The sequence below is a fragment of the Nocardia terpenica genome (genome assembly GCF_013186535.1).
GTDB classification, from domain to species: Bacteria; Actinomycetota; Actinomycetes; order Mycobacteriales; family Mycobacteriaceae; genus Nocardia; species Nocardia terpenica.
In genome coordinates, this window is record NZ_JABMCZ010000003.1 from 572,269 (window position 1) to 590,567 (window position 18,299).

General features: G+C 68.4%; 18 protein-coding genes. 13 read left to right on the forward strand and 5 right to left on the reverse strand.

All coding sequences use genetic code 11. The features are described from left to right. Positions 1–18: 18 nt before the first annotated feature. From HPY32_RS24310 to HPY32_RS24335, 6 genes are all read left to right on the forward strand, one after another. Positions 19–1,596 carry a carboxyl transferase domain-containing protein gene (locus tag HPY32_RS24310; protein ID WP_067594015.1) on the forward strand — a complete coding sequence of 526 codons (1,578 nt, stop codon included), beginning with the start codon at positions 19–21 and terminating at the stop codon, positions 1,594–1,596. 6 nt (positions 1,597–1,602) lie between these two features. After that, positions 1,603–3,642: an acetyl-CoA carboxylase biotin carboxylase subunit gene (locus HPY32_RS24315; RefSeq protein WP_067594012.1), complete on the forward strand. Its 2,040-nt coding sequence runs from the start codon at positions 1,603–1,605 to the stop codon at positions 3,640–3,642. Then, the gene (locus HPY32_RS24320; RefSeq protein WP_067594010.1) at positions 3,639–4,799 is read left to right on the forward strand and encodes an acyl-CoA dehydrogenase family protein; all 1,161 of its coding nucleotides are present in this window, start codon (positions 3,639–3,641) and stop codon (positions 4,797–4,799) included. Before HPY32_RS24315 ends, HPY32_RS24320 begins: the two co-directional genes overlap by 4 nt. Continuing rightward, on the forward strand, positions 4,796–5,284 hold the full coding sequence (locus tag HPY32_RS24325; RefSeq protein ID WP_067594007.1) for a MaoC family dehydratase: 489 nt from the start codon (positions 4,796–4,798) through the stop codon (positions 5,282–5,284). Before HPY32_RS24320 ends, HPY32_RS24325 begins: the two co-directional genes overlap by 4 nt. Further along, positions 5,281–6,099, forward strand: a complete 819-nt coding sequence (locus HPY32_RS24330) for an HpcH/HpaI aldolase/citrate lyase family protein (protein WP_067594005.1) — start codon at positions 5,281–5,283, stop codon at positions 6,097–6,099. The genes HPY32_RS24325 and HPY32_RS24330 overlap by 4 nt, the downstream gene beginning before the upstream one ends. 61 nt (positions 6,100–6,160) lie before the next feature. Further along, on the forward strand, positions 6,161–8,131 hold the full coding sequence (locus HPY32_RS24335) for an acetoacetate--CoA ligase (protein ID WP_067594002.1): 1,971 nt from the start codon (positions 6,161–6,163) through the stop codon (positions 8,129–8,131). Between the two features lie 77 nt (positions 8,132–8,208). On the opposite strand, the gene HPY32_RS24340 is transcribed toward HPY32_RS24335, so the two are convergent. Both HPY32_RS24340 and HPY32_RS24345 read right to left on the reverse strand, forming a co-directional pair. Beyond that, positions 8,209–8,937 (reverse strand): ABC transporter ATP-binding protein, encoded by a 729-nt coding sequence (locus HPY32_RS24340; RefSeq protein ID WP_067593999.1) that lies wholly within the window; start codon positions 8,935–8,937, stop codon positions 8,209–8,211. A gap of 26 nt (positions 8,938–8,963) precedes the next feature. Further along, entirely contained in the window at positions 8,964–10,013 is a 1,050-nt protein-coding gene (locus HPY32_RS24345) for an ABC transporter permease (protein WP_067596217.1), read from the reverse strand. Between the two features lie 130 nt (positions 10,014–10,143). Here HPY32_RS24345 and HPY32_RS24350 point away from each other — a divergent pair, with 130 nt between their 5' ends. The 4 genes from HPY32_RS24350 to HPY32_RS24365 all read left to right on the forward strand — a co-directional run bounded on the left by HPY32_RS24350 (position 10,144) and on the right by HPY32_RS24365 (position 13,777). Next, positions 10,144–11,292 (forward strand): sensor histidine kinase, encoded by a 1,149-nt coding sequence (locus HPY32_RS24350; RefSeq protein WP_067593996.1) that lies wholly within the window; start codon positions 10,144–10,146, stop codon positions 11,290–11,292. Beyond that, entirely contained in the window at positions 11,289–11,906 is a 618-nt protein-coding gene (locus tag HPY32_RS24355; protein WP_067593992.1) for a response regulator transcription factor, read from the forward strand. The genes HPY32_RS24350 and HPY32_RS24355 overlap by 4 nt, the downstream gene beginning before the upstream one ends. 116 nt (positions 11,907–12,022) lie before the next feature. Further along, positions 12,023–12,448, forward strand: a complete 426-nt coding sequence (locus tag HPY32_RS24360; protein ID WP_067593988.1) for a PPOX class F420-dependent oxidoreductase — start codon at positions 12,023–12,025, stop codon at positions 12,446–12,448. Between the two features lie 96 nt (positions 12,449–12,544). Next, positions 12,545–13,777, forward strand: a complete 1,233-nt coding sequence (locus tag HPY32_RS24365; protein WP_067593985.1) for a PQQ-binding-like beta-propeller repeat protein — start codon at positions 12,545–12,547, stop codon at positions 13,775–13,777. Positions 13,778–14,034: 257 nt separating this feature from the next. Here HPY32_RS24365 and HPY32_RS24370 read toward each other — a convergent pair whose 3' ends face one another. The 3 genes from HPY32_RS24370 to HPY32_RS24380 form a co-directional block, all read right to left on the reverse strand. Continuing rightward, positions 14,035–14,325 carry a DUF1330 domain-containing protein gene (locus tag HPY32_RS24370; RefSeq protein ID WP_067593982.1) on the reverse strand — a complete coding sequence of 97 codons (291 nt, stop codon included), beginning with the start codon at positions 14,323–14,325 and terminating at the stop codon, positions 14,035–14,037. A gap of 20 nt (positions 14,326–14,345) precedes the next feature. Then, positions 14,346–14,783 carry a GNAT family N-acetyltransferase gene (locus HPY32_RS24375; RefSeq protein WP_067593979.1) on the reverse strand — a complete coding sequence of 146 codons (438 nt, stop codon included), beginning with the start codon at positions 14,781–14,783 and terminating at the stop codon, positions 14,346–14,348. Positions 14,784–15,004: 221 nt separating this feature from the next. Continuing rightward, the gene (locus HPY32_RS24380; protein WP_067593976.1) at positions 15,005–16,321 is read right to left on the reverse strand and encodes a S28 family serine protease; all 1,317 of its coding nucleotides are present in this window, start codon (positions 16,319–16,321) and stop codon (positions 15,005–15,007) included. A 163-nt stretch (positions 16,322–16,484) separates the two neighbouring features. Between HPY32_RS24380 and HPY32_RS24385 the strand changes: the two genes are divergently transcribed. The 3 genes from HPY32_RS24385 (at position 16,485) to HPY32_RS24395 (ending at position 18,292) form a co-directional block, all read left to right on the forward strand. Further along, positions 16,485–17,090: a TetR/AcrR family transcriptional regulator gene (locus HPY32_RS24385; protein ID WP_067593972.1), complete on the forward strand. Its 606-nt coding sequence runs from the start codon at positions 16,485–16,487 to the stop codon at positions 17,088–17,090. Next, positions 17,087–17,800 (forward strand): YqeB family protein, encoded by a 714-nt coding sequence (locus HPY32_RS24390; protein ID WP_067593969.1) that lies wholly within the window; start codon positions 17,087–17,089, stop codon positions 17,798–17,800. The genes HPY32_RS24385 and HPY32_RS24390 overlap by 4 nt, the downstream gene beginning before the upstream one ends. A gap of 138 nt (positions 17,801–17,938) precedes the next feature. After that, positions 17,939–18,292 (forward strand): nuclear transport factor 2 family protein, encoded by a 354-nt coding sequence (locus HPY32_RS24395; RefSeq protein WP_197696596.1) that lies wholly within the window; start codon positions 17,939–17,941, stop codon positions 18,290–18,292. Positions 18,293–18,299 lie beyond the last annotated feature (7 nt).

Genomic DNA, 18,299 nt, shown 5'->3' on the forward strand with positions numbered 1-18,299 from the left:
ATCGGGCAGGATGGCGTGATGACGGTTACGCAGGACACGCGCTCGGAGAATCGATCGGCGCATCTGGCGCTTGTCGAGGACCTGCGCGCCCGGCTGGCGGTGACCGCGCTCGGCGGTCCGGAGCGGGCGCGCGAACGTCATGTGGCGCGCGGCAAACTGCTGCCGCGGCAGCGGGTGGACCGGCTGCTGGACCCCGGCAGCCCCTTCCTGGAACTGTCGCCGCTGGCGGCCACCGGCATGTACGACGGCGACTGCCCCGGCGCGGGCATGATCAGCGGCATCGGCCGGGTGTCCGGGCGCGAATGCGTGATCGTCGCCAACGACGCCACGGTCAAGGGCGGCACCTACTACCCGATGACCGTCAAGAAGCATCTGCGCGCCCAGGAGATCGCGCTGCAGAACCGGCTGCCCTGCATCTATCTGGTCGACTCCGGCGGCGCGCACCTGCCGCATCAGGACGACGTCTTCCCCGACCGCGAGCACTTCGGCCGCATCTTCTACAACCAGGCGACCATGAGCGCGCAGGGAATCGCGCAGATCGCCGCGGTACTCGGCTCGTGCACGGCCGGTGGCGCCTACGTGCCCGCCATGAGCGACGAGGCGGTGATCGTGCGGAATCAGGGCACGATCTTTCTGGGCGGCCCGCCGCTGGTGCGGGCGGCCACCGGCGAGGTGGTCACCGCCGAGGAGCTGGGCGGCGGCGAATTGCATTCGCGCACATCGGGTGTCACCGACCATCTGGCCGACAGCGATCAGGACGCGCTCGGCATCGTGCGCCGCATCGTGAGCACGCTCGGGCCGAGGCAACCCAGTCCGTGGGAGGTCGCGCCGACGGTGGAACCCGTTGCGCCGCAAACCGATCTCTACGATGTGGTGCCGGTGGACCTGCGCACCCCCTACGACGTGCGCGAGGTGATCACCCGCGTCGTCGACGGCGGCGAGTTCGGGGAATTCAAGGCCGAGTACGGGCGCACCCTGGTCACCGGCTTCGCCCGCATCCACGGGCATCCGGTCGGTATCGTCGCCAACAACGGCGTGCTGTTCGCCGAATCCGCGCTCAAGGGTGCGCATTTCATCGAGCTGTGCGACAAACGCTCCATCCCGCTGGTGTTCCTGCAGAACATCACCGGTTTCATGGTCGGCCGCGACTACGAGGCCGGCGGCATCGCCAAGCACGGCGCCAAGATGGTCACCGCGGTGGCCTGCGCGCGGGTACCGAAACTGACGGTGGTGATCGGCGGTTCGTACGGCGCGGGCAACTACTCGATGTGCGGGCGCGCGTATTCGCCGCGCTTCCTGTGGATGTGGCCGAACGCGCGGATCTCGGTGATGGGCGGCGAGCAGGCGGCGTCGGTGCTGGCCACCGTGCGCGGCGATCAGGTGGGCGATTCCTGGAGTCCGGCGGAACAGGAGGCGTTCAAGGCCTCCGTGCGGGAACAATATGAACGGCAGGGCAATCCGTACTACTCGACCGCGCGCCTGTGGGACGACGGCGTGATCGATCCGGCCGATACGCGCACCGTCCTCGGCCTCGCGCTGGCGGTGTGTGCGCAGGCGCCGCTCGAACCCGTCTCCTACGGCGTCTTCCGGATGTGATCGATGATGATGCACAAATCGCACCCCGTCCCGTTCGACACCATCCTGGTCGCCAATCGCGGTGAGATCGCCGTCCGCGTCATGCGGACGTTGCGCGCCATGGGAATTCGCTCGGTCGCGGTCTACAGCGACGCCGACGCGGAGGCCCGGCACGTGCGCGAGGCCGACGTCGCGGTGCGGCTGGGCCCGGCCCCGGCGCGGGAGAGCTATCTCGATATCGACCGCGTGGTGGACGCGGCGGTGCGCACCGGCGCGCAGGCGGTGCACCCGGGTTACGGCTTCCTGTCGGAGAATCCGGCGTTCGCGGCGGCACTGGCCAAGGCGGGCATCGTCTTTCTGGGGCCGCCCGCCACCGCGATCGAGGTCATGGGCGACAAGATCGCGGCCAAGAACGCGGTCGCCGTGTTCGGGGTGCCGGTGGTGCCCGGCATCGCCCGCCCCGGCCTCACCGATGCCGAATTGATCGCCGCCGCACCGGATATCGGCTTCCCGGTGCTGGTGAAGCCGTCGGCCGGGGGCGGCGGCAAGGGCATGCGCCTGGTGGAGGCGCCCGAGCAGCTGCCCGGCGCGCTGGCCGGCGCGCGGCGTGAGGCGGCCGCCTCGTTCGGTGACGACACGCTGTTCCTGGAGCGGTTCGTCGCCCGCCCCCGGCATATCGAGGTGCAGATCCTGGCCGACCAGTTCGGTCACGTCCTGCATCTGGGCGAGCGCGAATGCAGCCTGCAGCGGCGGCATCAGAAGGTGATCGAGGAGGCCCCGTCGCCGCTGCTGGATCCGCAGACGCGGGCCAGAATCGGTGCGGCGGCGTGCAATACGGCGCGCAGCGTCGACTATGTGGGCGCGGGCACCGTCGAGTTCATCGTGTCCGCGGACCGGCCCGAGGAGTTCTTCTTCATGGAGATGAACACCCGGCTGCAGGTGGAGCACCCGGTGACCGAGCTGATCACCGGCGTCGACCTGGTCGAATGCCAGGTGCGGGTGGCCGCGGGCCAGAAACTGGCGGTCGCGCAGGACGACATCCGGCTGACCGGGCACGCCGTCGAGGCCCGCGTCTACGCCGAGGACCCGGGCCGCGACTTCCTGCCCACGGGCGGGCGGGTGCTGGCGCTGTCGGAGCCGGAAGGCCCCGGCGTGCGGGTGGATTCGGGCTTGCGCACCGGATCGGTGATCGGCAGCGATTACGACCCTATGCTGTCCAAGGTCATCGCCTTCGCGCCCGACCGGGCCGAGGCCATCGCGAAACTCGATCAGGCCCTTGCCGATACGCTGGTGCTCGGCGTGCGGACCAATACCGACTTCCTGCGCTTCCTGCTCGCCGACCCGGATGTGGTCGCGGGCCGCTTGGACACCGGCCTGCTGGACCGGCGGGCCGTCGACTTCCGCGCGGCCACCGTGTCCGACGAGCAGTTCATCGCCGCCGCCGTCTACCACTGGCTGCGGCGCTGGCCCGCGAATCCGCAGGGGCCGTGGGAGATTCCGAACGGATGGCGGCTCGGCGACGCCGCGCCCACGGTGCTGCGGCTCACCGGCGGTGAGCGCACCGTGCATGTGCGGGTGACCGGCACGCCGGGCGACGGCCGGGTGTGGGTGGACGACGCCGAGCCCCGCGCGATGACGGCGGCGCTCGCCGACGCCGAACTCACCGTGACGCTCGACGGTGTGCGCGGCCGCTACCGGGTCGCCGACAGCGACGGGCAGCTGTGGGTGGCCGACGCGACCGGCATCGTCACGCTGCGCGAGACCGTCGAGATCGATCCGCGTGCGGGCGCCGAGCAGGTGGGTGAGGCCGAGATCCGCAGTCCCATGCCGGGTTCGGTGATCGCCGTGCCCGCCGCCCCGGGTGCGACGGTGGCCGCGGGGGCGCCGGTCGTCGTAGTCGAGGCGATGAAGATGGAGCACACGCTCACCGCGCCGCTGGCCGGAACCGTTGAGCTGCTGGTGGATTCGGGCACCCAGGTGCAGGTCGACCAGCTGCTGGCCCGGATCGTCCCCGAACCGGAACCGATTGAGCTCGATCGACACGACGAGAAGGAATCCCGCGCATGACCGACTTCCTGTCCACGGGCACGCTGCCCGACGAGTACCGCGAGTTGGCGCTCACCGTCCGCGATTTCGCGCGCCAGGTGGTGGCGCCCGTCGCCGCCAAACACGATGCCGACCACAGCTTCCCGTACGAGGTCGTGTCCGGGATGGCCGAGATGGGCCTGTTCGGGCTGCCGTTCCCGGAGGAGTTCGGCGGCATGGGCGGCGACTATTTCGCGCTGTGCCTGGCGCTCGAGGAGCTGGGCAAGGTCGACCAGAGCGTCGCCATCACGCTGGAGGCCGGGGTGTCGCTGGGCGCGATGCCGATCTACCGGTTCGGCGACGACAGGCAGAAGCGAGAGTGGTTGCCGCAGTTGACCTCCGGCCGCGCGCTGGCCGCCTTCGGGCTCACCGAACCCGGCGCGGGCAGCGACGCGGGCGGCACCCGCACGACGGCCGTGCTCGACGGCGGCGACTGGGTGATCAACGGCAGCAAGCAGTTCATCACCAACTCCGGTACCGACATCACCCGGCTGGTCACCGTGACCGCGGTGACCGGGACGACGGACGGCAAGAAGGAGATCTCCACCATCCTGGTGCCGACCGACACCCCGGGTTTCGTCGCCGAGCCCGCCTACAGCAAGGTCGGCTGGAACGCCTCCGACACCCATCCGCTCAGCTTCACCGATGTCCGTGTGCCGCAGGAGAATCTGCTCGGCGAGCGCGGTCGCGGCTACGCCAACTTCCTGCGCATCCTGGACGAGGGCCGGATCGCCATCGCGGCGCTGGCGGTCGGTGCGGCGCAGGGCTGCGTCGACGAGAGCGTGCGCTACGCCGGGGAGCGCGAGGCGTTCGGGCGGACCATCGGCCGCAATCAGGCCGTCGCCTTCAAGATCGCGCGGATGGAGGCGCGCGCCCACGCCGCCCGCACCGCCTACTACGACGCCGCCGCGCTCATGCTCGCGGGCAAGCCGTTCAAGAAGCAGGCGGCGATCGCCAAGCTGGTCGCCAGCGAGGCCGCCATGGACAATGCCCGCGACGCCACCCAGATATTCGGCGGTTACGGGTTCATGAACGAGTACGCCGTCGCCCGGCACTACCGCGACAGCAAGATTCTGGAGATCGGCGAGGGCACCACGGAGGTGCAGCTGATGCTGATCGGACGGGAGCTGGGGCTGTGAGCGAACCGGATGAGGGGAAGCGAATCGTGCAGCGCGGGTTGTGGTTCGAGGAGTTCGAGATCGGCGTGGTGTACGAGCACCGGCCCGGGCGCACCATCACCGAGGCCGACAACGTCCTGTTCACCACCCTCACCATGAACACCCAGGCGCTGCACCTGGACGCGGCGTTCGCCGACGAGCTGCCGCCGTTCAGGCAGCGCCTGGTCAACTCCATGTTCACGGCGTCGACGCTGGTGGGCCTGTCGGTGGCGCAGCTGACGCAGGGCACCATCGTGGCCAATCTCGGTTTCTCCGATATCGCCTTCCCCAAGCCGCTGTTCCACGGCGACACCATGTACGCCGAGACCGTGGTCACCGAGAAGCGGGAATCCAAGAGCCGCCCCGGTGAGGGCATCGTCACCTTCGCCCACACCGCGCGCAACCAGCACGGCGACGTGGTGGCCACCGCGGTGCGCAAGACCCTGGTGCGGAAGCGGCCCGCATGACGTGGGAGCTGCCCGGCCCGGCGTGGCTGTTCTGCCCGGCCGATCGACCGGAACGGTACGGAAAGGCCGCCGCCGCAGCGGATGTCGTGATCCTCGACCTCGAGGACGGGGTGGGGCCCGCGGACAAGGCCGCCGCGCGAGCCGCCCTCGGCGCGACGCCGCTGGATCCGGAGCGGACCGTGGTGCGGGTCAACGCCGCCGGAACCGAGGAGCTGGCGCGGGATCTGGAGGCGCTGGAGCACACCGCCTATCGGCGCCTGATGCTGCCCAAATGCGAATCCGCGGAGCAGGTTTCGGCGCTGTCCGGGTACGAGGTGATCGTGCTGGTCGAATCACCGCTCGGCGCACTGCATATCGGCGCGGCGGTGCGGGCGGCCAATGCGGTGGGCGTGATGTGGGGCGCCGAGGATCTGGTGGCGGCGCTCGGCGGCAACGCCAGTCGGCACGCGGACGGGACCTACCGGGATGTGGCCCGGCACGTGCGGTCCTCGGCGCTGCTGGCGGCCAAGGCATACGGGCGGTTCGCGCTGGACTCGGTGTATCTGAACATTCGCGACCTGGACGGGCTGCGCGCGGAGGCCGACGACGCGGTGGCGGTCGGATTCGACGCCAAGGTGGCGATCCACCCGAGCCAGGTTCCGGTGATCCGGGCGGCCTATGCGCCATCGGAGGAGGAGATCGACTGGGCGCGAAGGGTTCTCGCGGAGGTGCCGAATAATCGCGGGGTGTTCGCGTTCGAGGGGCGGATGGTCGACGGGCCGGTCGTCCGGCACGCGGAGCGCATCGTGCGGCGTGCGGGGTCGGGGGCCTCGTGACCGCGGCGCGCGATTCGGACCGGTGTGCCGCCGTATTCGGGCGCGCTGCCGGATACTCGGTATGCCGGACGGGTTCGTAGAGAGGATTGTCGTGGAGCCACAGTGGGTGCCGAGCGAACAGGACATGGCGCGGGCGCGGGTGACCGATTTCGCGCGGTTCGTGGGGAAGCGGACCGGGCGTGAATTCGCGGACTACCACGCGCTGTGGCGATGGTCGGTCGAGGACCTGTCCGGGTTCTGGGGCGGGGTGTGGGAGTATTTCGGCCTCGGCGATGCGCCCGAGACGGTGCTGGGGAGTACCGAAATGCCCGGCGCGCAATGGTTTCCGGGGACGCGGCTGAACTATGTCGATCAGGTGGTGCGGCAGGCGCGCGCCGATCGCCCGGCCATCGTGTACGCGAGCGAGGGCGGCGGCCTCACCGAGATCTCCTGGGCCGAACTGCTCGGCCGCACCGCGGCATTCGCCGATGTGCTGCGCGCGCAGGGCGTCCGGCCCGGCGATCGGGTGGCGGGCTATCTGCCCAATATCCCCGAGGCCGTGATCGCCTTCCTGGCGACGGCGAGCATCGGCGCGGTCTGGAGCGCCTGCGGCCAGGACTATTCGGCGAAGGCCGCGCTGGATCGCCTGGGGCAGTTGGAACCCACGGTGCTGGTCACCGCCGACGGCTACCGTTACGGCGGCAAGGAACACGACAAGACCGTCGAGATCGCCGCGCTGCGTGCGGGATTGCCGACGCTGCGGGCCACGGTGGTGGTGTCCCGGATCGGTGCCGAGGTGCCGGACGCGCTCGACTGGGCGCGGGTCGCCGAGCCGGGCGACACCGAAATCGGTACCGAGCAGGTCGCTTTCGATCATCCGCTGTGGATCGTGTACTCCTCCGGCACCACCGGCCTGCCGAAGGGTATCGTGCACGGGCACGGCGGCGTCCTGCTCGAGCATTTGAAAGCCGTTGCGCTGCAGGCGGATATCGGCAGCGACGACGTGTTCTTCTGGTACACCAGCCCCAGCTGGATGATGTGGAACTTCCAGGTCGCCGGTCTGCTGGTAGGCGCCACCATCGTCTGCTACGACGGCAGCCCCGCCGCGCCCACGCCGGATGCGCTGTGGGACATGGCCGCTCGCACCCGAACCTCGGTCCTCGGCACCAGCCCCGGCTACGTGCTGGGCTGCATCAAGGCCGAGGCGGTCCCGCGCCGCGACCACGACCTGTCCGCCCTGCGCTCGGTCGGCATCACCGGCTCCGCGCTGCCCGCATCCTCGTCGCTGTGGCTGGGGGAGAACGTCGGCGAGCACGTGCAGGTGTCCTCCATCAGCGGCGGCACCGACGTGGTCTCGGCGTTCCTGGGCGGCGCGCGGACGGTCCCGGTATGGCCGGGCGAACTGTCGGTCCCCTTCCTCGGCGCGGCGGTCGACGCCTGGGACCCCACCGGTCACCCCGTCCGCGACGAGGTCGGCGAACTGGTGATCACCGCCCCCATGCCCTCCATGCCGGTCCGTTTCTGGAACGACCCCGACGGATCCCGCTACCGCGACGCCTATTTCGACATGTTCCCCGGCACCTGGCGCCACGGCGACTGGATCACGATCACCGCCCACGGCAGCATCATCGTCCACGGCCGCTCCGACTCCACCCTCAACCGCCACGGCATCCGCATGGGCAGCGCCGACATCTACCAGGCAGTGGAGGCACTTCCGGAGATCGCGGAGGCGTTGGTGGTCGGCACTGAACAACCCGACGGGGGGTATTGGATGCCGTTGTTCGTGGTGCTGGCCGATGGCGCGGACCTCACCGATGAACTGGTGGACCGGATCAAGGGGGCGATTCGCACGGAGGTCTCTCCGCGCCATGTGCCCGATGAGATCATCGCCGCGCCTGGGGTGCCGCACACTCGCACTGGGAAGAAGCTCGAGGTCCCGATCAAGAGACTGTTCCAGGGGGCGGACCCGAGCCGGGTTGTGGAGCGAAGCGCGGTCGACAACCCGGCTCTCCTGGATTGGTATTCGGCGGTGCAGCGGCCGGGAAGCGAGTAGCTGCTTCAGTGCACCTTGCTCGATAAGGCAGGGTTCGAAGCGAGGGTAGCGGCGCCCACCGACAGGGAATCTCCTGGTCAAGCGGCCAAATTGGTGGGTTCGGTGGGGGAGAGGTGGCCGTCGAGCATGTGGTAGGTGGCGTCCATTCGGTGGAGGTGGGTGTGGTCGTGGGTGACCAGGAGGGTGGGGGCGGTGTGGGTGCGGACTACGTGGAGGATCAGGTCGATGATCGCGGCGCCGCGTTCCCGGTCGAGGGCGCTGGTGGGTTCGTCTATGACGAGGAGGGAGGGGGTGTTCATCAGGGCGCGGGCGATGTTGATGCGTTGGCGTTGGCCGCCGGAGAGTTGGGCCGGGCGTTTGTGTTCGTGGCCGGAGAGGCCGACTGTGGATAGGAGATCCATTGCCCTGGCGCGGGTTTCGCGGCGGAGGCGGGGGGAGATGAATCGGTGCTGGCCCAGGTGGGTCATGGCCTCGAGTTGTTCCAGGGCGGTGAGGGCGGGGATGAGGTTCGGCTGTTGGAAGACGATGCCGATGGTGTCGCGGCGCAGGGCGGCCGCCTCGCGGCGGGATACGGTGGCGAGATCGGTGGTGCTGGAATCGGTTTCGAGGAGGATGCGGCCCGAGTCGGGGCGGATCAGGGTCGAAACCACCGCCAGCAGACTGGATTTGCCGGATCCGGAGGGGCCGGTGATGGCGGCGATGCGGCCGCCCTCCACCCGGAGATGCACCGAATCGAGGGCGGTGATGCGGTCGGCCCCGTCGGGGTAGGTGAGGGTGACGTCGGCGACCGTCAGCGAGGTGGTCATCGAAAGCTCCTGTGTGTCCGAGGTATTCAGCGGGCTTGATTGAGTGCGGTGAGCGGGTCGGCGGTGACGAGGAAGCGCAGCGCGAAGGCCGCACCCAGCAGGCCCAGGCCGATCAGCGCGGCCGCGGGCAGCAGCGTGGTGCCGACACCGAGGACGAACGGCAGCGCGTCACCCATGAGCGCGCCGGCGAGCGCGGTACCGCCCACGCCGATGCCCACGCCCACGAGCAGCACCAGCAGCGCCTGCCCCAGCGCATCGCGCACCAGCGATCCGGTGGTGGCGCCCAACGCCTTCAGCGTCGCGATATCGGGCGTGCGCTGAATCGTCCACACCGTGAAGAACGCCCCGATCACCAGCGCCGAGATGGCGAACAGCATCACCGTCATCAACGTCAGCGACCCGTTCTCGGCCTGATAGGACGGCAGCGCCGACAGCGAACCCGATACGGTCGTGGACGTGGTGTGCGCGGTCGCGTCGACCGCCGACCGATCGGCCACACCCGACACCACCAGCACCGTCGCGGCCCCGCCGCGCGGATTCAGCGCCTGCCAGTCCGCCAGCGTCAGCCACACCACCGGGGTGTGGCTGTACCAGTCGTCGTCGCCGACCGCGGCCACCGTGAACGTCCCCGCGCCGAGCGTCACCGTGCCGCCCACCCCGGCGGAGAGCTTCTTCGCGGCGGGCTTGCTCAGCACCACCGTCCCCGGTTGGGTAGCCACCTGATTGCCGAATGCCGTTCCGCTCGTCCCGAACAGCGCCACCTGAACCGGCGCACCCCCGTCGTGCGCGGCCTGCGCACGACCGATGCCGACCGGGTCGACGGTGCCGCCGGTGCGCTGCCACGCCCGCACCTGCTCGGCGCTCAGCGCCGACGAATCGTAGGACGGCGTCGCCCCGGTGTCGGCGAACACGACCGCGTCACCGCGCATCTTCTCGAGGGCGGAGATGTTCTGGTGGGCGAGCCCGGCCGTGAGCCCGCTCAGAAAGCTCACCAGCAGGGCGACCATGACGACGACCAGCGTGATGAGCAGGAAGCGGCCCCGGGCGGCGCGCAGATCTCGGAAGGCGACGAACATGATCACACTCTCGCCGCGATCGGCCCCGCCGCCATCGCGAGACCGAACCAATCGCCGACCAGCCAACGATGGGCGCGCGATTACGCCTTTCGATGGATGCCGCCCGGGTAACCGCGCATAAGCTGGCAGCGTGCACCGCTCACCGCTCACCCCCGTCTTCGCCGCGCTCCAACTCGGGCTGCACGCGCTGATGGTGGCCCTGACCGCGGCGGTGGTGGTGCGGGCGCTGGTGCCCGGGGGACAGCATCCGGTGGCGACGATCACGCTGGCCGCGCTGTTTCTGATCACCTACTTCGGCGGCGGGCTGCTGCGCGGGCGGCCGCGGGCGGCCCGGGTGTGGCTGGCCGTGCTCACCGTGCTGTGGCTGGGTCTGATGCCGATCGCGGTCGACGCGATGTACCTGGTCTTCGGGCTGTTCTTCCTGTATCTGCATCTGCTGCCGCGGGTCTGGAGCATGCTCGCGGTCGCCGCCGCCACCGCGGTGTCGGTGGTCGGCTACGGCCTGGACAGGGGCTGGTCGGTGGCCGGGGTGGTCGGCCCGGTGCTCGGGGCGCTGGTCGCGGTCGCGATCGGCCTCGGCTACCGGGCGCTGTTCCGGGAGGCCGCCGATCGTCAGCAGCTGATCGATGAATTGCTCACCACCCGAGCCACTCTCGCCGAACGCGAGCGCACCGCGGGCAAGCTGGCCGAGCGGGAACGACTGGCGCAGGAGATCCACGACACCGTTGCCCAGGGCCTGTCCAGCATCCAGCTGCTGCTGCACGCCGCCGAGCGATCGGCACCGGATCATCCGGCGCTGCAACAGATTCGGCTCGCCCGCGATACCGCGGCCGACAGCCTCGCCGAAACCCGGCAGCTCATCGCGGAACTCACCCCCGCGGCGCTGGAGGGCCAGTCGCTGACCGAGGCACTGGACCGGATCGCCCGGCGCGCAGGCACTCCCGGACTCGACGCCCGGATGCTGGTGGAGGGCACTCCCGAGCGATTACCGATGCCGATCGAGGCGGCGCTGCTGCGGGTGGCGCAGGGCGCGGTGTCGAATGTGGTGCGGCACGCCCGCGCCGATCGGATGCGGATCACCCTCACCTACGCCGACGACGCCGTGCACCTGGACGTGGTGGACGACGGAATCGGCATCGACCCCGAGGTTTTCGCGCGCGGCACCTTCGGCCTGAACGCGATGCGCAGCCGGGTGGAGCAGCAGGGCGGCAGCATGAACGTCGAATCCGAGCCCGGGCACACCGCGGTGACCGTCACGTTCCCGCTGGAGGAGTCATGATCCGCCTGCTGCTCGCCGACGACCACGCCATCGTCCGCGCGGGACTGCGCGCCCTCCTGGACTCCGGCGAGGACATCACGGTCGCGGGCGAGGCCGCCACCGCCGAGGAGGCCGTAGCCTTCTGCGCCACAACCGAAGTCGACCTGGTACTGATGGATCTCCGCTTCGGCCCCGGCAAGTCGGGCGTGGACGCCACAATCGCCCTGCGCGCCTTGCCGAATCCCCCCAACGTCCTGGTGGTCACCAACTACGACACCGACGCCGACATTCTCGGCGCCATCGAGGCGGGCGCCTGCGGCTACATCCTCAAAGACACCCCACCCGCCGACCTCCTGGCCGCCGTCCGCGCCGCCGCCGCGGGCGAAAGCGTCCTGTCCCCCTCGGTCGCCTCCAAACTCATGACCCGAGTCCGCAAACCGGACACCACACTGAGCCCCCGAGAAATCGAGGTCCTCCGCCTGGTAGCCGACGGCCACTCCAACCGCGAAATCGGCAAACAACTCTTCCTGAGCGAGACGACGGTGAAATCCCATCTCGTACACATCTATTCGAAGCTGGGGGTGAAGTCGCGGACATCGGCGGTGGCGCGGGCGCGGGAACGGGGGGCGATTTGAGGGTCAGCTCCAGCCGGGGTAGGCGGGGATCGCGGCGGCGCTGGGCAGGGCGCGCGCGGAGGTGCGCGAGGCCGCGGTTCCCGCGAATTGTCGCCGACCACCTCTAGGCTGGCCGCATGGCCTCCCTCTCCGATCCCCAGGTGCGCGAATTTCTTTCCCACGGCACGCGTACCGGCAAGCTCGCGTTCGTGGCCACCGACGGTCGGCCGGTCATCAACCCGGTCTGGTTCATCCTCGAGGGCGACGAGCTGGTCTTCAACACCGGCAAGGACACGGCCAAGGGGCGGGCCATCCGGCGCGACCCGCGGGTGGCCCTGTGCGTCGATCTCGAGCAACCCCCCTACGGCTACTTCCAGGTCCAAGGCACCGCCACCGTGTCCGAGGACCCCGCCGAACTGCTGCGTACCGCCACCGCCATCGCCGCCCGCTACATGGGACCCGACCGCGCCGAGGAATTCGGCAAGCGCAACGGCGTCCCGGGCGAGCTGGTCGTCCGGGTCCGGCCCACCAAGATCCTCGGCGGGGCGGATATGACGGCCTAGCGTCAGCCGCGCCCACCGTTTCCCGTTTGTCCGATTCGACCGAATGTTAGGTTGAATTGGTCGGTTTGTCGGAGACGGTGTGCGTGGGAGTGACGGATGGTGGTCGGCGCAGTGCGATCGGATCGTCGGCCCGTGGTCGCGGGCGTCGCCGGTGGGCTCGGGTTCGGATTACTGTCCGTCGGTGTCGGTCTCGCGGCCTACAGCCGCTTCTTCGCGTCGACCAGATCCCTCGACGGCACGGTGGCCGGGCACGATCTGTTCGGCTCGTTCACCACCACCGACGCCTCGGACCTCGTAAACCGCTACGCCACACTGCCATTCGTCCTCGGGGTGCTGGTGCTGATCGCCGCGATGGCCGCCGCGGGCGTGCGCGCCGGGCGCTGGCGGCTCAATATCCTTGTGGAGCTGTACATCCTGCTGGCATTCGGCGCGGGCATCGTCGTCATCCCGACCATGGCCGTCCGCGACCACCTTCCGGGACTGTTCCTCCAAATACGCTGGCAATTCGGTCTTTTCGCGCAACTCCCGACGGCGGTGGCCGCGGCGACCCTGGTCGTCCTCGGCTCCGTCCTGCTCGCCGACATCGCCTGGCGCCCGGAGCGCATGCGCGCCCTGTCCCGACGGGCCGCGGGAGCCGCCGCGCTGGTGGGCGTCCTGGCCGCGGCCACCGTATCGACCGCCGCCGTCTACGCCGGGGACGACAGCACCCGATGGGACCACACCACCGCCGCACCCGTGGACGTGCCGCCGGTACCGGCACGGCTCGGAGACGAGATCTACCACTTCGACATTCCGCACGACAGCTCCGACATCGTTGCCGCGGGAGCGGGTTTCGTGGTCGCCACCGTCACCGGACTGACGGCATACGACGGCGCGACCGGCACACCGCGCTGGCATCTCCTGCGCACCCACCGCCCCGCCGACCGATACCACGGCCCCGCTTACAGTTCGGGTTCCCTGCACGCGATCGATGACGGCAAGACCGTTGTCGCGGAATGGAAGAACGTCGGCTGGATCGCCCTGGACGCCATGACCGGTAAAACCCTGTGGCAGATAGAGGATTACACCCGGATCGCGCACTCCGCGAAGAAACACTCCCGATATCGAATCGCCCTCGCCGAAGAAATCGTCGAAGCATCGGAACCCTCCTGGAAACAGACGTACCGAGAAATCCGCGCCTGGAGCCGCGCCGACGGCCGCCCCACCGCCACCCACCGCCACGTCCCCACCGAAACCTACTGCTCCACCCGCATAGTCGCCGCCCCCGGCGCGGTAGTCGTCTCCTGCCTGGGCCTCAAAAACTCCCAACTGGTCGGCTACGGAGCCTGAGCGACCCCCGATTCGTACGGTAGGCCCTATCCAACCCCTCCTCAGCGGCGGAAACGCCGAGTATGGCCATGGGTTCTGCTCGGCGTCTTCGGGGCGCTGGTGGTGGTGTTCGGCGGTTGCACAGCCTTCACCGCTGATATGCAGGACGGCGAGTTCGACCGGTCGTAATAGCTTCCGGGACAACAGAAGCCCTCGGCAATGCCGAGGGCTTCTTTGTATGCATTTGCGAGGGGCACGATCTGTCTGTTGCCCCTCGGCTAAGCGGCAGTCATCCCCTCGGCGAAAATCAACCGAACCTTCACACCGGTCTTCCGAATCTCCCGTGCCGCACGATATTCCGGGGAGTCGTACCAGGTCCTGGCCTGATCGAGGTTCGGGAATTCGAGCACGATGGCCCGGCCCGGCCAGTCGCCCTCCTGTACCTCCGGCTTCGTCGCTACTAGGTAATGACCGCCATACTGACGAATCGACGGCTCGGCCAGTTTCCAATACGCCAGGCCGATCGCTTCGTCCTGAACCTCCGCCTCGACGATGACGTATGCGGGCATGCGTTACTCCTGTCGATCGTTCACAGCGGCTTGATCCACCGTGACCATTCCGGTTGCGGTGCATAACCGTTGGCCTTCCATGCGCTGTGCGCGAGGTCGTTTTCGTCGAGCACCATGGCATCGGCGCGGGTGCCGCCGAGCCGAGCGAACCGATTCTCGGCCGCTTGGATGAGGCCCCGTCCGATGCCGCCGCGGCGACGATCGGGAGCGACGGCGAGACGGTAGATATGGCAACGCCAACCATCCCACCCTGCGATCACGGTGCCGACGAGTTCGGGATCGCCTGCCGTATCTTCATCGAAAGCAAGGATCAGCGCCTCGGGATCGCGCCGAATCAGCGCCTCGATCGCGGCGGTCGAATCGCTCGGCCGATGCGCATCTTCCGCCGCGGTACTCCAGAAATCGAGAACTGACCGGGCCTCGCTACTCGCGGCCGCGCGGAAAACGATCTTGGACATGCGATCAGCCTAGCGCATCGATGACAGCGGCCCTTGTCACGTTCAGGAGGGCATGAGGAGCACCCGAATGGGAGATCCGTCGCCTTTTTTCGTGGCGTTGCCGACATCGCAGTCTATTGATAAAAGCCGCCCGGTGCGCCCTCTCGTTTACGTGAATTACTGTCTGTCGGAAGGGGTTGCCTGTACGTCGGCTTGCCTTCCCTTCGCATCGCCGGTCCTTTTCATGACCCTCGCGTATGGACCCAGCGGGCGAGGGCCGCGGTGGCGGAGGAGCGGTCGGCGGCCGTGAGGTTGGCGATGCGGGCGAGATGGTTCGAGTTCGGAGCCAGGTAGACGGCGGCGGTGCGGGCAGCGGGTCCGGGCCGGAACGGTTTGGCTCGGGTGGGGTCGTTTTCGCCGTAGATGAAGATGAGGTTGGTGCCGTTTTCGCGGACCCAGCGGTCTATGTCGGGCATCGCGGTGGGGTCGAAGTGCAGCGGGATCTGCCGGGGTACGTAGGTGCGCATGTTCTGGATATCGGGATAGCGCAGTAGCCCGTCCAATTGGGGGAAGGAGAAGCGGGTCGTTCCGAGTTGGGTGCCCAACTGGTAGAACGACGGTAGGGCAATGGCCAGGCCCTGGTCGACGTAGGACGCCGGTTGAACGAGGGCGTCGAGCCAGGAGTAGAGCGCGTCGGTGGTGGCCGTGGCTGCGGGAATGGCGGCGCAGTCGGCCGGTCCGCCGTGCATCCAGAAATACAGGGGCACTTGCACGGTGATCAGTTCGACGATGCGGTCCGCGCTGCCGACGGTGTCGAAGGTGTAGCCATTCTGCCGCGCCCAAGCGGTGAGGCGGTCGCCGAATTCGTTGCGGCGCAAGAGTATTTCGCGTTGTACCGTCGACAGGGCGCGGCGGCATTCGGGCGTGCCGACCTCGGCGAGGAAGCCGTCGAAGGCCGTGCTGTCGGCATCATCGGTGATGTTCGGTGCGCTGTAGGCGATCGTGCCCGCCACGTCATCGGGGTAGAAGCGGCGGTGATAGATCGATGCCATCCCGCCCTTGCTCGCTCCGGCGGAGATCCAGGCGCCGCGGTAGATCGGTCGCAACGCCTCGATGATCCGATGATGGTCGGCGGCGGCCTGTCGGATGTCGAGGGTGGACCAGTCGACGGTCGAGGGGCGGGAGGAGCCGAAATACCGTTGCTCGGTGACGATCTGGTTGCCGTCGGCGAGATCGGTGGGTTCGGCGCGGAAGCTCGGGTCGGGGTTCAGGTCGTAGCCACCGGTATACAGCACCATGGGGCGATCGGTCGCCCTGTGCAGCAGCGTCATTCGCTGATCGAAGACGCCTCGTTCGGGGTGTTCGTGATCGGTGGGCTGACGGTAGGTGAGTTCGAAGAAACGGCCGTCCGGCGCGGCCTGTTCCCGGACGATCCGCAGGCCCGGAATCCCTTGCAGCGCAGCGCGGATGTCGGTCTTTGCGGAGCAGCCCGACAGGATCGGGATCAGCGATCCGAGCACGACCGTCACGATCAGCAGCAGACGCGCGGCGGTACGCATGGCTCCGGATGCGTCGCGGCGAAGAGCGCTGGGGTACTGCACATTACGAAGGAGGCGGTGTGTCCCTGGCATCGTATGATCATGCCCGGCCGCGACCCAGGCGGTGATCCTGGCCGGCGACTAAAAATTAACTGTTGGGTTAGTTAATGATAGAGTCGGCGTCATGGCCCGTACCGTCGATCCGAATCGCGTCGCCGAGCGGCGGCGTGCGATCATTCGCGCCGCCGCCGAACTGTTCGCGAACCACGGCTACGAGCGCACCTCGGCGGCGCAGATCGCCAAGGCGGCGGGGCTGACATCGGGCAGCGTTTTCTACTACTTCCAGGACAAGGCGGCCGTTTTCCGGGCGATCTTCGAGTCGTCGCTCCCCGCGCACACCGAACTGATTTCCAGCCACATCGACAGAAACGACTGTGCCGCAGCGATTCTCGACATTGTCGGGGCATTGGCGGCGGAGGTGATGGATCCGGCGGCGCCGGGGTTGATGATCGAGCTACTGCGCCGGATGGACCACGACGAAGAGCTCTTGGCGGTGATCACGGAGGACAGCCACCGCATTGTCGAGGCTCTGACGACCCTGCTCCGCCGCGGCGTGGAGCGTGGCGAATTCGAGCCCGGGTTTCCTCCCGACGAGACGGCGCGCTGGATTCTCGCGATAGTCGACGCCGCTTTCCTCAACGCCGACACCGGTCGTCCGCACGATCCGCGCCCGCTGGTGCGCGCGACCGTGTCCCGTCTGCTACGTCCGATCGAAACGGAGAATCGATGACGACCACATCCGCACCGATCACGCTGCGGCTCTCTCTGCTCTGGGCTTGGGCTCTCGGACTCGGCGGGCTCGTCCTGGGCGTCGGCGCCGGATTCGCGCTGCCGCCGGGGGGCCACTGGGTGCTCGGCACCTTCGGCCATGTGCCCGACTGGGTTCGGATCGCGTTGTCCCTGCCGCCGGTCTGGCTGGTTCCGATCGCCGCGGTCCTCGGCACGCTCGGTGGCCTGTTCGTGTTCTACCAGGGCCATCAGGAGAGCCTGATCCTCACCGTCGCCGAGTCGCATGTCGAGCTGGCCCACAAGGGCCGTGAACAGTTCGTTCCGCGCGAACGGATTGCCGCGGTCTACCGGGAGGACAGGGATCTGGTGCTCACCGATCGACACGGCGCGCGGCTGGCCCGTTTCGACGCATACGACCTGAATCGCGGCGCGGTCGGCTCCGCTTTTCGTGCCCACGGCTATCCGTGGCTCGACGAAAACGACCCCTACGGCGCCGAATTCACCCGCTGGGTCGACGGCATGCCCGGAATCGACGACGAAGTCCATCAGCTCTTGCGTGCCCGTCGCCGCGCTCTCGCCGACGAACGTGACCACGATGTCGAGGAACTCGACGAAAAACTCGCCGATCGCGGCGTAGATGTGCGGGACCGCAACGGAAAACAGCACATCAGAGTCGTCGAACCTACCGGCCTCGATTCGGCGCACGACTGACGAGCGCGAGCAGATCGGCTCCTTCGAATGCCGTGCTTACCTGCCGGGTAATCGACACGCGCCTGGCCGCCTGCAAACCTGGATCAGGTCGAAAGTTCGAGCCGAGAAGGAGTGTCTGTGAGTACGATTGCCGATTTCGTGGAACGCTACACCGCTGTCTGGAACGAGACCGACCCCCGGCTTCGGTCGAAGCAGATCCGGGAATTGTGGGAGCCGGACGGTCACTACGCCAACGCCTCGGTGGAATACCGCGGCTATGAACGGATCGCCGCGGCTGTCACCGAGGCTCATGACGACTTCGTCGCGAATGGCTTCGAGTTCACCGTGCACGCGTATCAAACCAACCACGATGCCGTGCGGATCACGTGGCATATGGTCCCGGCCGGTGGCGGTGAGGTCCTGGCCGTGGGGACGGAGTTCATCGTCGTCAATGCCGACGGCGCGATCGTGACCGATTACCAATTCATGGACGTCGATCCCACTGTGTCGTAAGACTGCG